This window comes from Kitasatospora sp. NPDC094016, assembly GCF_040304045.1.
Lineage (GTDB): Bacteria > Actinomycetota > Actinomycetes > Streptomycetales > Streptomycetaceae > Kitasatospora.
The window spans coordinates 87,925-100,997 of the sequence record NZ_JBEOUK010000018.1; the positions used below are offsets into that span (position 1 = coordinate 87,925).

Annotated in this window: 13 protein-coding genes; 7 read left to right on the forward strand and 6 right to left on the reverse strand. The window is 75.5% G+C overall.

Features of this window, described 5'->3' with window-relative positions; translation table 11 throughout:
- Window positions 1-144 precede the first annotated feature (144 nt).
- Complete coding sequence (locus ABT015_RS18930) at window positions 145-798, forward strand: hypothetical protein (protein ID WP_350880394.1); 654 nt, start codon at window positions 145-147, stop codon at window positions 796-798.
- A 17-nt stretch (window positions 799-815) separates the two neighbouring features.
- Here ABT015_RS18930 and ABT015_RS18935 read toward each other — a convergent pair whose 3' ends face one another.
- From ABT015_RS18935 to ABT015_RS18955, 5 genes are all read right to left on the reverse strand, one after another.
- On the reverse strand, window positions 816-1,493 hold the full coding sequence (locus ABT015_RS18935) for a phosphonatase-like hydrolase (protein WP_350880396.1): 678 nt from the start codon (window positions 1,491-1,493) through the stop codon (window positions 816-818).
- 11 nt (window positions 1,494-1,504) lie between these two features.
- The gene (locus ABT015_RS18940) at window positions 1,505-2,626 is read right to left on the reverse strand and encodes a TIGR03364 family FAD-dependent oxidoreductase (protein ID WP_350880398.1); all 1,122 of its coding nucleotides are present in this window, start codon (window positions 2,624-2,626) and stop codon (window positions 1,505-1,507) included.
- Between the two features lie 104 nt (window positions 2,627-2,730).
- The gene (locus ABT015_RS18945; RefSeq protein ID WP_350880400.1) at window positions 2,731-3,246 is read right to left on the reverse strand and encodes a pyridoxamine 5'-phosphate oxidase family protein; all 516 of its coding nucleotides are present in this window, start codon (window positions 3,244-3,246) and stop codon (window positions 2,731-2,733) included.
- Between the two features lie 221 nt (window positions 3,247-3,467).
- A complete protein-coding gene (locus ABT015_RS18950; protein ID WP_350880402.1) occupies window positions 3,468-4,139 on the reverse strand; it encodes a phosphatase PAP2 family protein in 672 nt (223 codons plus the stop codon).
- The gene (locus ABT015_RS18955) at window positions 4,136-4,804 is read right to left on the reverse strand and encodes a DedA family protein (RefSeq protein WP_350880404.1); all 669 of its coding nucleotides are present in this window, start codon (window positions 4,802-4,804) and stop codon (window positions 4,136-4,138) included. Before ABT015_RS18955 ends, ABT015_RS18950 begins: the two co-directional genes overlap by 4 nt.
- A gap of 115 nt (window positions 4,805-4,919) precedes the next feature.
- Here ABT015_RS18955 and ABT015_RS18960 point away from each other — a divergent pair, with 115 nt between their 5' ends.
- The 3 genes from ABT015_RS18960 to ABT015_RS18970 all read left to right on the forward strand — a co-directional run bounded on the left by ABT015_RS18960 (window position 4,920) and on the right by ABT015_RS18970 (window position 8,217).
- On the forward strand, window positions 4,920-5,363 hold the full coding sequence (locus ABT015_RS18960; RefSeq protein WP_350880406.1) for a BlaI/MecI/CopY family transcriptional regulator: 444 nt from the start codon (window positions 4,920-4,922) through the stop codon (window positions 5,361-5,363).
- A complete protein-coding gene (locus ABT015_RS18965; protein WP_350880408.1) occupies window positions 5,363-6,457 on the forward strand; it encodes a M56 family metallopeptidase in 1,095 nt (364 codons plus the stop codon). Before ABT015_RS18960 ends, ABT015_RS18965 begins: the two co-directional genes overlap by 1 nt.
- A gap of 245 nt (window positions 6,458-6,702) precedes the next feature.
- Complete coding sequence (locus ABT015_RS18970) at window positions 6,703-8,217, forward strand: helix-turn-helix domain-containing protein (protein ID WP_350880410.1); 1,515 nt, start codon at window positions 6,703-6,705, stop codon at window positions 8,215-8,217.
- Here the strand turns inward: ABT015_RS18970 and ABT015_RS18975 are convergent.
- Window positions 8,136-8,636, reverse strand: coding sequence for an SsgA family sporulation/cell division regulator (locus tag ABT015_RS18975; RefSeq protein WP_350880412.1), 501 nt, complete (start codon window positions 8,634-8,636; stop codon window positions 8,136-8,138). The two genes, ABT015_RS18970 and ABT015_RS18975, sit on opposite strands and share 82 nt — an antisense overlap.
- 350 nt (window positions 8,637-8,986) lie before the next feature.
- Between ABT015_RS18975 and ABT015_RS18980 the strand changes: the two genes are divergently transcribed.
- The 3 genes from ABT015_RS18980 to ABT015_RS18990 all read left to right on the forward strand — a co-directional run bounded on the left by ABT015_RS18980 (window position 8,987) and on the right by ABT015_RS18990 (window position 13,011).
- Window positions 8,987-10,336, forward strand: coding sequence for a hypothetical protein (locus ABT015_RS18980; protein ID WP_350880414.1), 1,350 nt, complete (start codon window positions 8,987-8,989; stop codon window positions 10,334-10,336).
- A 282-nt stretch (window positions 10,337-10,618) separates the two neighbouring features.
- The gene (locus ABT015_RS18985; RefSeq protein ID WP_350880481.1) at window positions 10,619-11,881 is read left to right on the forward strand and encodes a TerD family protein; all 1,263 of its coding nucleotides are present in this window, start codon (window positions 10,619-10,621) and stop codon (window positions 11,879-11,881) included.
- Between the two features lie 167 nt (window positions 11,882-12,048).
- The gene (locus ABT015_RS18990; RefSeq protein ID WP_350880416.1) at window positions 12,049-13,011 is read left to right on the forward strand and encodes an SGNH/GDSL hydrolase family protein; all 963 of its coding nucleotides are present in this window, start codon (window positions 12,049-12,051) and stop codon (window positions 13,009-13,011) included.
- The last annotated feature ends 62 nt before the right edge of the window (window positions 13,012-13,073 follow it).

The window sequence follows — 13,073 nt, forward strand, 5'->3', positions numbered from 1 at the left end:
GCATCAAGTTCGTCGTCTGCCCGGGACTTGGCTCGGGTCGGGCCGTCACCGCCGGCCTCGCCTCCGATGACCGGGGCCCTGCCGAGGGACCGTCGGGATCGCGGCGTACTGTTCCACCCCGTCGTAGGGAGATCGGGGGACGCCATGGTCAGGGAGAGAAGCCGCCGCGGATCCATCGCGTTGGCGGGTGCGCTGGTGGCGGCGGTGCCGGTGGGAACGTTCGGGCTGGTGCTGCTGAGCACGTACGTCGGCTCGGGCCTGGCGTGGCTGCTCGGGCTGATTGTCGGGGTCGCCTGGATCGTGGGCGTCGTCCGGCTGGTCGGGGCGCTCGGGTGCTGGGTGGCGATCCTGTCCGTCGCGCTGTGGGGCGCCGCGCTGGGGGAGGTGATCGCGGCCCGGGACGCGATGATCCTGAACGCCACCGGGGTCACCACCTCCGCCCGGATCGCGGCGGCGCACGACCACCCGGGGGCGAAGCACCCGGACTCGACGTACGACCTCGCCTACGAGTGGGGCATGCCGATCCCGAACGGCCGGGTGATCGCGGGCTTCCACTCGCACGCGGTCGGCGACCGGCTCACCGTCCGCTACGACCCCAGGGGCGTCGCGGCCGCGCGCACCCCGGACGACATCGACTTCTCGAAGGACCTGGCCATCGCCAGCGGCCTGGACGCCGTCCTGATGGCGGCCGTCGGCGGTCTGGGCGTGGCCGTGGTCCGCAACGGTCGCCCGCGTCGGGTCGCGTTCAGCCGAGCGGGCGGAGGCCGGGGCACCCCCCGCGACTCCGCCCGCCCGTAGCGCTGGACTAACCGCCACTAACCGAGCAGCCCCGGCAGTTCCGCCACCGAGCCGAGCACGTGCGTCGCCCCGTCGGCGCGCAGCCGGGCCTCGTCGTGGGCGCCGGTGAGCACGCCGGCGACGACGGACGCTCCGGCCCGTACGCCGGTCAGCATGTCGTAGCCGGTGTCTCCGGCGACGGCGATCTGCCGCACCGACTCGACTCCGGTCCGCAGCAGCGCGGTGAGCGCGAGGTCCGGGTAGGGGCGGCCGCGGCCGGCCTCGGCGGGGCTGAGGGTGAGGTCGGCGACGGACTGCCAGCCGAGGGCGGTGAGGATGCGGTCCTGGGTGGCCCGGGAGAAGCCGGTGGTGAGGACGACCTTCCGGCCCTGGCCGCGCAGTTCGGCGATGGCTTCGGCGGCGCCGGGCAGGGCGGCGCAGTGTCCGGCGTCGACGAGGTCGTGGTAGGCGGCCTCGAAGGCGGTGTTGGCCCGCTGGGCCTTGTCCTCGTCCCCGAAGAGGTGCCGGAAGACGGAGATCTTGGATTCGCCCATGGTGGCGCGGACGTGTTCCAGCATGGGGCCGAAGCCCGGGCTGCCGGCCTCGACGCCGAGCGTCCGGGCGGCGGCGGTGAAGGCCTGTTCGACGAGGCCGTCGTCGGCCACGGTGGTGCCGGCCATGTCGAGGACGACCAGGCGGATGTCAAAGGAAGACATGTCAACTACCCTTACAGGTTTGCGAGTTCGGCGGTGGTTTCGGCGATGGCCGGGGAGCAGGTCATGCCGCGGCCGCCGGGGCCGGTGACGAGCCAGACGCCGTCGCGGAGTCGTTCGCGGTGGACGACCCGGGTGGTGTCGACGCACTGCGCGTACACCCCGGCCCAGCGGCGGCGGACGCGCGGCAGGGGGCAGCCGAGCAGGTCCTCGGCCACGCCGACCAGGTGGTCGTACGGGTCCTCGACGACGTCGAAGCCGAACGGCTGGTCGTACTCGTGGGTGTCGCCGATGGTGAGGCCGCCGTCGCGCCGCTGGACCATGAGCAGCTGCATCTTGTGTTCGGCGGCGACGTCGGTCTGCGGCTGGGTGTCGCGGAGGCGGTCCAGGGCGGTTCCGGCGAAGGCCGGGTAGTAGCGGAAGCTGTCGCCGTCGGCGACGGAGGTGGTGAGGGTCTCGCCGAGCGGGTCGGTCTGCATCATCTGCAGCCGGACCTTGCGCACGGGCAGCGAGGGGGCGAGTTCGCGGACGAGGCCGCCGAGCCAGGCGCCGGTGCAGAGGATGACGAGGTCACCGGTGTGGATGTCGCCGTGGTCGTCGCGGACGGCGTTCTCGCCGATCACGTCGCGGACCTCGCGGCCGGGCAGGAAGGTGTAGCGGCCGGTGGCCTGGAGCGCGGCGCGCAGCGCGGGCTGGGCGGTGCGGGGTTCGACGGCGGCGTCGCGCTCGCACCACAGGGCGCCGAGGAGTTCGCCGCGCAGGGCGGGGTTGGCGGCCCTGGTCTGGTCGGCGTCGAGCAGCCGGTAGCCGCGGGCGGCGGCGTCGGGCAGGGTGAGTGCCTGTTCGGCGACGGCGAGTTCGGCCTGGGTGCGGATCGCGGTGAGCGATCCGTTGGCGCGGAAGCCGAGGTCGGGGACGCGGGCGCCGATGCCTTCCCACAGCTCGCGGGCGCGCAGCGCGGTGTCCAGTTCCTCGCCCTGTGCGCGGCCGCTGACCCAGACCAGGCCGAAGTTGCGCACGGAGGCGCCGCGCGCCTCGGTCTCGCGTTCCAGGTGGACGACCTCGTGGCCGCGTTCGACGGCCTGCCAGGCGTGCATGGTGCCGAGCACGCCTGCTCCTACGACGATGACTCTCATGCGGCCAGGCTGGTGCGCCCAGGTGTCCTGGGGGCGTCCCGGTAGCGTCCCGCAGATGAATCACCCGAAAAGTTGTACAGACAACCCTGCCGTCCCGACAGGGCCTACGGCCGTAGCACCCGCGCCCGCAGGTAGTTGCGCCGCCCGAAGTTCGGCTCGTCCACCGCCGTCAGCTCCTCCACCTGGAACCGGTACAGCGCCGCCGCCCCGCCCCCGGTGAGGAACTGCCGCCGCACCTGCTCGTCCTGCGCGAAGGACGGGTACCGCCCCTGGTAGGCGGCCAGCGCCGCCTCGGCCTGCCGCCCCCAGGCCTCGCTCGCGCCGCCGGCCAGTTGCAGGCCGCGCAGTTGCTCGCCGAAGACCGGCGGCGGCAGGAAGACGGTGGCGGCGGCCCGGGCCTCCTCGGCGAGGTGGTGGCTGTGCCGGGTGGAGCGCTCGCTGACGAAGTACAGGACGAGGTCGTCGTCGTACGCGAAGAAGGCCAGGTTGGCGTGCGGGCCGTGCTCGTGGCCGGCGGTGGCGAGGGTGAGCACCATGGCCTCGGCGAGCAGTCCCTCGACGCCCTTGTGCGGCGACTCGCCCGGCCAGTCCCCCTGCGTGATGTCGAGTCGGTACGGCATTGGCACTCCCTCCGCTGGCACGCCCGGCGCTCCCGCGCCCCGGCACGACTGAGCCGGGCGGGTTCCCCGCGAAGGGGCCCCACGCCCGGCTCACATGCTCTACCCGCCACCCCGGCCAGACAAGGGTCGGACGGGCTACGGGGAGGCTACGGAATCAGCGCTGTCGGGTCTCGCCGCCAATGCCGCGAGCACCCGCCGACAGTGCTGCCGGCAGCCGCCGTTCAGTGCTGCCGCGTCCCGTACGCGGCGTGGCGCCCGCCCGTCACCGGCACCGCGCCCGGGCCGAGCAGCGGGCGCAGCGCACCCGTCCGCATCCGGTCCACCAGCGGCCCGCAGCGGCCGGCGAGCGGCGCCAGCACCACCGCGACCAGGAGGCCGACCAGCGCGCCGACGGCCACGTCGTGCGGATAGTGCACGCCGACCCAGACCCGGGAGGCGCCCATCAGCACCGCGAAGATCCCGGCGATCCAGCCGAGCCGCCGGTCGGCGAACCAGAGTGCGGTGGCGGCGGCGAAGGCGATCACCGTGTGGTTGCTGGGGAAGGACCAGTCACCGGCGCCGGGGCAGGTCTCCAGCGAGATGCTGCCGGGGATCTGGGCGCACGGCCGGACTTCTTCGACCATGCCCTTGAGCACCGAGTTGACGCCGTACGCGACGACCACGATCACCGGCGAGGCGAGCACCTTGGCCATCACGGCCGAGTCGGCGCCGCGCGCCCGCCACCAGGCGTAGAGCATGAAGACCGCGAACAGGCCGAGGCCGAGCGCCGACCAGACCTTGATCAGCTCGTCCAGCCAGTGCGGAGCAGCTTGCGCCCACCCGTTCACCCGGGTGTAGAGGCTGCCGTCGATGCCGCTGCCGTCGTAGACGGCGAGAGCCCGGGAGGACGTCACTTGTCACCTCCGTGACGGTGCGCCTTACGGGCGCGGAACAGTTCGAGAACAATGGGGAGCACGGAGACAACTACTACCAGACCGATGATCGGGAGCAGATATCTGTCGATGCTGGGGATCGACGATCCGAGCCCGTACCCGGCGAGCACCACGCCGACGGTCCAGACGGCGCCGCCGGTCACCTGCCAGAACGTGAACGAACGGGCCGGCACCTCGAGCACGCCGCAGAGCGGGTTCAGCACCGTTCGGACCACCGGGATGAAGCGGGCCAGCACGATCGCCTTGCCGTGGCCGTACTTGCCCAGCAGTTCCTCGGCCCGCTCGACACCCTCCAGCAGGCTCCTGCGCTCGGTGCGGCGCAGCAGCGCGCGGCCGCCGCGCCTGCCGATCAGGTAGCCGACCTGGGCGCCGGCCAGCGCGCCGACCAGGGCGGCGGGCAGCACCTGGTAGAGCTCCAGCTGCGGGCCGCTGGTGGCACCGGGCACGCACAGCAGGCCGGCGGTGAACAGCAGCGAGTCTCCGGGCAGGAAGAAGCCCACCAGCAGGCCGGTCTCGGCGAAGAGCACGACGGCGATGCCGAGTGCGCCGAAGGCGGCGAGCAGCGAGGACGCGTCCAGCGGGTTCACCGCGAGGTGAGCGGCCGGATCGGCGAGGAACTGGAGCAAGGCTGGCGGACCTCCCGTACGTTGGGGGGCGGTTCACAGTGGAACCCGCCCCGACCGTCTACAGTGACGTAGACGGTCTACATGACTGTAGACGAAACCTGGAGGAAGCGCCGCCATGTCCGACGTACCGTCCGCCCGCCGGCCCGCCGGGGAGCTGGAGGCCGAGGTGCTGGCCGCGCTCTGGTCGGCCCGGCAGCCGATGACCCCGCAGGACGTCCAGTCGGCACTCGGCGGGGACCTCGCCCGCACCACCATCGCCACGATCCTGGCCCGCCTCCACGACAAGGGAACCGTGGAGCGCACCCGGGCCGGCCGCGCCTACGCCTACACCCCGACCGTCCACGACACCGCGGGCCTCGCCGCCCGCCGGATGCACACCGAGCTCGGCCGCGAGGCCGACCGCTCCACCGTGCTCGCCCGCTTCGTCTCCGACCTCTCCGCCGAGGACGAGCAGCTGCTGCGCGACCTGCTCGGCGACGGCGCCTCGGGTCTCGACCCCTCCTCCTCGGGCCCCGACTCCACCCCCACCCCCGGCACCCCCGGGGCGGCCGGCTCGTGATGATCGCCGTCTGGGCCCCGCTGCTGCTGCCGTTCCTGGCCGCCCCGCTGGCCCGCCGCCTCGCCGACGCGCTGCCGCCCCGGGCCGCCGCCTGGATGCTCGCCGGGACGTCCGCCGTACTGGCCGGCGGCACCCTCTGCTCGCTCGGCCTGCTCGCCGCCGCCGGGCTGCTCCAGCTACCGCCGGTCGCCGCTGTCGGCCACCTGTCGCTGCCCTGGCTCACCGCCGCCGCACCCGACGCGCCGGCGGCGGCCGCCGCGGCCGGTCTGGTGCTCGCCGCGCTGACCGCCCGGGCCGTCCGCACCGCCCGCCGCCACCAGGTGGAACTGCGCGAGGCCCGGTCCGCCCTCCCGGCCTGCGCCGCGCCGCCCTGCCCCGCGCCGGTCGAGGACCGGCATCCAAACCCGCGCCCCGGTCACGTCACCATGCGCCGGGCACGCACCCCGCAGGCCGTCCTGGCCGGCGCCCGCGCCCTGCTCCAGCCGGGCGAGCACCCGCTCGCCGTCCTCGACGACGAGCGCGCCGACGCCTTCGCCCTGCCGGGGCGCCTGCCCCTCCCCGGCCGGCCCGGCGAGCCCGGCCGGATCGTGGTCACCTCCGGCATGCTGCGCATCCTCACCGGGCCCGAGCGGGTCGCCCTGCTCGCCCACGAGCGCGCCCACCTGGCCGCCCGCCACCACCTCTTCCTCGCCCTCGCCGAGCACGCCGCCGACCTCCACCCGGCGCTGCGGCCGCTGCGCGCGCCCCTCGGGTACCACCTGGAGCGCTGGGCCGACGAGGTGGCGGCCGCCCGGGTCGGCGACCGCGCCGTGACCGCCCGCGCGGTCGGCCGGGCCGCCCTGGCCGCCAGCCGCTCCCCGTGGCCGGCCCGGCCCCGGCTCGTCCCCGCCGCCCACTCCGGGCCGGTCCCGCGCCGGGTCGCCGCCCTGCTCCAGCCCCGCCCGGCGGCCACCACCACCGGCACCCGCCTGCGCGCGGTCGCGATCGCGCTGGCCGCCTGCCTGGCGCTGAGCACCGCCGCCTCCCTGGAGGCCACCGCCGACCTGCACCACACCGTCGAGGCGGCCCAGCGCGGCACCGGCGCGGACCGCTGACCGCGGCACGGCCAGCCGAACCCACACCAGGCCGGCATCAGAGTCACACCCGACCCGCAGCAGACCCGCACCGGGACCCCGCTCGGCCGGACAGGGCCTAGTCATCACACCTCGGCATGTCCACGGTCATACCGTCCGGTATGCCGAGTTGGCAGACCCCGTCCCCAGACACTCACCGCCCCCGTACGCTTTCGTCAGCGCGTCGACCCCGGCGCGGCCTCGAACGGCGGCGAGGAGCAACGCGAGTGCGGCAGACCGGACGGCAGTCCCGACGACCAGAACGCCGCACCGCGCCGAGCACGGCCGAGCTGGCCAGGATCCACGACCGCACCCTCGCCGAAGCCGCCGCCCGCGAACTCGCCCAGCCCCCCTACCCCGAGCCCGGCTCCCCCGGCCTGCTCGAACCCCGCCCCGAGATCGGCGACTCCTGGGCCCGGCTGCGCCGCCTCGGGCTCGACCCCGACGCCGGTGCCGCCGCCGTCCACCTCGGCCCCGCCGAGATCGAGCAGCGCCGCCGCACCAGCGGCCTGGACGCGGTCCTGCCGGCGCTGCGCGACACCCTGCTCCAGCCGGTCGGCCAGACTCCGCTGCTCCTCGCCATCGCCGACGCCGACGGCCACGTGCTCTGGCAGGAGGGCGAGCGCGCCCTGCGCCGCAGCGCCGACCGGATCGGCTTCCTCACCGGCGCCCGCTGGATCGAGGAGAGCGTCGGCACCAACGGCATCGCCGTCGCACTGCGCGCCCAGCGCCCGATGCACGTCCACTCCGCCGAGCACTACCTGCGCAGCCACCACTCCTGGACCTGCGTGGCCGCCCCCGTGCACGACCCGGGCACCGGGCGGCTGGTCGGCGCGATCAACCTCAGCGGCCCGGCCCGCAACGTCCGCCCGTACCTGCTGCAGCTCACCGCCACCGCCGCCCGGCTCGCCGAGACCGAGCTGCGCGCCCACCGGCTGGAGGCGCTGCACCAACTGCGCACCCTGGCCGCCCCGATGCTCGCCCGGGTGGCCGGCCCGGCCCTGGTGGTGGACTCCGCCGGGTGGACCGCCGCCGCGGCCGGGCTGCCGCCGCCCGGCCGGCTGCGGGTGCCGGTCGGCGGCTGGGGAACCGCCGCCGTGCACTGGGTGCCGGGCCTCGGCGAGTGCGCGCTGGAACCGCTCGCGGACGGCTGGCTGGTGCGACCGGTCCGGCCGCCCGAGGCGGACGCCTCCGGCACGGTGACGGCCGAGCAGGCCGAGGGCGCCCGGCTCCGGCTCGACCTGCGCCGCCAGGACCGCCCGGAGCTGACCGTCCGGGGCGCGGCCGGCAGCTGGTCGCACCCGCTCAGCCCGCGCCACGCCGAACTGCTGCTCCTGCTCGCCACCGGACGCGAGGGCAGCACGGCCGCGCAGCTCGCGGAGGCGCTGTTCGGCGACCCGGGCCGGACGGTGACGGTCCGCGCCGAGCTGTCCCGGCTGCGCCGCTACCTGGGCGGCCTGCTGGCCCACCGGCCGTACCGCATCGCCGAGTCGGTGCTGGTCACGGTGGACGGGCCGGACGACCCGTACGACCTGCTGCCGGCCTCCTCGGCCCCGGCCGTCCGGCGGCTGCGGGCCGGGCTGGCCGCGGGAACGGTCCGGCTGCCGGGCGCGGCGCCCGTCCCGCCGCCGCGCGGGCCCGCCGGTGCCCCGACCGGGCCTCAGCCGCCGGCGAGCAGCGCGGCCAGCTGGGCGTCGGTCGGGCCGCAGGCGCGCTCCACCTCGGCGGAGACCAGCGCGTAGGTACGGTCCAGCCACGCCTGCACCCGGGGCTTGGAAGCCTCCAGCAGGGCGCTGCCGTGCGGCGATTCGAGCGCCAGGTGCAGCGTCGAGCCGTGGCACGGGCAGTACGCCGGCCACAGCTTGACGTCGCCCTGGCCGCTCAGCGCCTGCAAGCCGTCGCACAGCAGCTCGCGCGAGAACACCCAGTCGGCCTCGTCCGGCCGCCCCAGGTGGAAGGTCAGCAGCACCTCGTACGGGCGCGCGGCCTCGAAGCGGAACCGGGTGCGCACCTCGCCGACCACCTCCTCGCCCAACGAGATCCGCAGCATCAGCACCTCCTCCACCGCCGCCGGAGCGGCGGTGGAGCCGTCCCCATCGCCGCCCGTGGGGGTGGCGGCGAGGGGTGCACTGGAGGCTGCGGACAGCGGGTCGGGCGGCATGACGGTCTCTCCGGGACGGCGTGGGATGACCTCAGCCTGGGCCACTTCCGGCCGGGTGGGCAAGGGTTGCAAGGAGGTTGCATTAATCCCCGTCCGGGCGGCCCGGCAGCCACCATCGCCTTATCAGACGGATCGTCAACTTCCGTCCGTCGAACGGGTGTCCACGAAATGGATCAAAACCGTCCAGGTCGCGACGAGCCGCTGGTACGCTCTCCCCCTCCCGGCGCGGGTACCACCCGGACCCGACCCGGACCCCTGCCGACCGACCCCGGGCGGCCGATGCCGGCCCGGTGGCGGCGCATGGGAGAATACCGCGACCGTGACGGCGACTTCGGGGAGGGAGGGGTCCGGTGGCTGCGCGCGAGGACACTGCGCGGGACGTTCGGCACGAACCCGAACGGCACGGCCGGCACGGGCGGCCACGCCCGTTCGGCGGCCGGTTCCGGCTGCCCACCCTGCGCTTCTCCGGTGCCGCGATGGCGATGTCCACCGTCGTCGGCATCAGCATCGCCACCACCCTCCTGCTCAACGAGCAGCAGGGCGTGGGCCGACGGGCCGGGGTCGCGCGCGTCGGCTCCACCCCGCCGCCCACCCCCGCCGCGGGCGACCAGGCCGAGGTCGCCGCCGACCGGGCCCCGACCGCACCGAACCCCACCGCGCCGAACCCCGCCGACCTCCCGGCCACCGGCCGGCCGCCCGCACCGAGCCCCTCGGCACACCACCCGGGGACGGCGGAGGGCCCGACCGCCGGAGCCACCTCGCCCGGCGCGCCCGGCACCCGGCCGGCACTCCCGGAGCCCACCGGCGGGCAGGCCGCGGCCGAACCCATGGCCGACCACGGCCCCGGCACCCGGCCGGCCGGCGCCGGCGAGCCCGCCACGCCGGCCGACGCCGCCGCGCCCTCGCCGTCGGCCCAGCCCGTCGCGCCCGCCGCCGAGCAGCCGGCCGCCCCCTCTTCGCCCGCCCCCTCGCCGACCACGCCGCACGCTCCCGGACCCCGCCCGGCCGCCCCGGCCCAGCCCGCACCGCCGCCGCCCGGCGCGGCCACCCCGGGCACCGGCGGCCCGACCGCTGGCACCCCCGACCCGGACACCGACCCGGACACCGACCCGGACACCGACCAGGCCCTGACCGGCGTCGCCATGGTCACACCGCTCGGCCGGGACGGCCTCCGGCACCAGCTCGACCTCACCGCCACCGAGGCGCTCACCGCATTTCAGGCCGAATTCCGGCTCGCACCGGGCGAGTTGGCCCCCGGCAGCGGCGCCGCCTGGACCGACCTGCCCGGCGCGGTCGTCACCGCCCAGCAGGAGCGCGGCACCCTGGTCTACCGCTTCACCACCCCGGCCGGCATCGACGTCCCGCCCGGCCACTACGCCTTCGGCGTGCGCGGCACCCGCCCCGCCGCCGAACCCTCGGGGCCCACCGGCCCGTCCGGCCCCTCCCTCCCGTCCGGCACATCCCTCCCGTCCGGTCGGCCCGCTTCGTCCGGCCCGGTCCGCAAGGCCGCTGCGGCGGAGAGCTGGAGCGCCGCCGCCTTCGGCATCGACCGGCCCCGGGCGGTCGCCGCGCTCGGCTCCTTCGGCCCAGTCACACCACAGCCGGTCGCACCACAGCCGGTCGCACCGAAGCCGGCCGCGCCCGAGGCACCCGGGCTCCCGCCGCGCCCCGGCACGCCGACGGCCTTCGCGCCCCGCTGACCTCCGGCCGCGCCGCCCCGCCACCTTGCCACCTCCCCGCCCTCGCCGGGGTCCGCCGCCCAACCCCGCAGCCCCACCCCGCCCTCGCCGGGGTCCGCCGCCCAACCCCGCAGCCCCACCCCGCAGCCCGGCCATACCGTCCGACGATCCGACAGGTCACCGCCCCGGACGGGCTCATCCCGACGCGCCCGTTCGTTACTGTGGGCAGCACCCGGCCCGGCGGTCCCAGCGGCCCCGGCCGGCCGCCGTTCCGCACCCGAGGAGGAGACCGTGTCCACCGTCCTGACCCAAGGCGGCAACGCCCCGCTGACCGCCGCGCGGGTGACTGTCGAGGTCACCGCGCCCAAGGCGCTGGACGTCTCCGGCCTGCTGCTGACCGACGCCGGAAAGGTGCGCTCGGACGACGACTTCGTCTTCTTCAACGCCCCGCACGGCCCCGGCGTCAGCCACCGCCCGGCCGCCGCCGGAGCGCCGGACGCGATCACCGTCGACACCCTGGCCGTCCCGGCCGGCATCACCAAGATCGTGGTGACCGCCAGCCCCGCCGACCAGTCCTCCACCTTCGCCGGGATGGAGCCGACCGCCACCGTCCGCGACGCCGACACCGGGCAGGCCCTGGTCACCTTCACCCCGCCGCAGCTCGGCCGGGAGACCGCGCTCATCGTGGTCGAGGTCTACCAGCGCGGCGGCGTCTGGAAGGTGCGCGCGGTCGGCCAGGGCTACGCCAACGGCCTGGCGGGCATCGCCACCGACTTCGGCGTCTCCGTCGACGACTCCCCGGCCGCGCCCCCGGCCGCCCAGGCCCCCGCCCCTGCCACTCCCCCCGCGGCCCCGCCCACCCCTCCGGCCGCCCACCCGGCTCCGCCTGCTCCCCCGGCTCCCCCCGTCGACCCGCGGATCGCCCTCGCCGCCACCCCGCCCGTGCCCCCGGCGCCCCCGGTCGCCCCGCCGGCCCCGTCCGCCCCCACCAAGGTCACCCTGGACAAGGGCCGGGTCAGCCTGGTCAAGGGCAGTTCGGTCTCCCTGGTGAAGAACGGCCGCCCGTTCCTCTCCTCGGTCCGGATGGCGCTCGGCTGGGAGCCCGCCGGCCGCGGCCGCAGCGTCGACCTGGACGCCTCCTGCCTCGCCTTCGACGCCCGGCGCAAGAAGCTGGAAACGGCCTGGTTCATGAAGCTGACCGTCTTCAAGGGCGCGATCGCCCACTCCGGCGACAACCTCACCGGCGGCGGAGCCGGTGACGACGAGTCGATCACCGTCCACCTGGACGGCCTCCCGGCCGAGGTCACCGGCCTGGTCTTCGTCGTCAACTCGTTCTCCGGCCAGCGGTTCACCGAGGTCAAGAACGCCTACTGCCGCCTGCTGGACGCCCGGACGGAAGAGGAGCTGGTCCGCTTCGACCTCACCCACTCCGAGCCGCACACGGGCGTGGTGATGTGCAAGCTGGTCCGACAGTCGTCCGGCGAGTGGGTGATGACCGCGCTCGGCGAGTACGTCGACGCCAAGACCGCCCGGGCGATGGTCGACCCGTCCGCCGCCCTGCTCTGAAACCGTCTCGCCCCCGCCCCACCCTGACGCCCGGGGCCGATCGGCCCAACGTCACGGCCGCACACGCGAATTCACCCTCCTGAGGGATCAAGTCGTCCATCCACCGACTCGATTTACCTCTAGGGGGGTGAATCGCGCTCTCCCGCGCACTCGTTGAGGGAGAGACCGTGCCACGCTTCCTGTCCCGCCTCGCCGTCGCCGGCACCGCCGTCGCGCTCACCGCCGGCCTGATCACCCCGTCCGCCGCCCAGGCCGCTGCCGAGCCGTCCGGCCGCGTCCGGACGCTCGCCTGGGCCGCGCTCGGCGACTCCTACACGGCCGGCTTCGTCGAGGCCGCCGGCGACGAGACCGAACCCCGCGACGGCTGCGCCCGCACCACCGGCTCCTACCCCGAGCTGATCCGCCGCGGCCTCGGCCCGCTGGTCGAACTGCGCAACGTCAGCTGTGCCGGCGCCGACGTCAAGGACGTCTACCAGACCAAGGAGGCCCCGCCCGGGCGCCCGCTCCCACCGTTCGGGACCAACCCCGGCGCCCCCTTCCCACCGGTCCCGCCGCAGATCGACGCCGTCTCCCCGGGCGCCGACGTGATCACCGTCGAGATCGGCGGCAACACCCTCGGCTTCGCCGAGATCCTCAAGAGCTGCATCGAACTCGGCGCCGCGGTCCTCGGCCAGGGCACGCCCTGCAAGGACAAGTTCGACGCGAGCCTGCCCGGCCGCTTCGACCAACTGCGCGGCGACTTCGACCAGATGCTCGGCGCCCTGCACGCCAAGGCCCCGTCCGCGCGGCTGCTGACCGTCGGCTACCCCCACCTCGTCCCCGAGGACGCCACCCGCTGCACCTACGGCAACCTGGAGCAGTTCGCCACCTTCACCACCGGCGACCTCGCCTGGGCACGGACGGCCATCCTGGAGCCGCTCAACGCGGTCATCGCCCAGCGGACCGCCGCCCGCGGCGACACCTTCGTCGACCTCTACCCCTCCACCACCGGCCACAGCGTGTGCGACCAGGACCACTGGCTGGACGGCGTGCTGACCAGCATCATCCCGCTGCAGTACGCCCTGGTGCACCCCAACGCCAAGGGCCAGGCCCACGCGGCCGCCCTGGTCGAGGACGCCGTCCTGACCTGACCGGCCGCACCGGAAGCGCCCGCGCATCGAGAACCGATCGAAAACCAGTGGCAGGCCCTCCC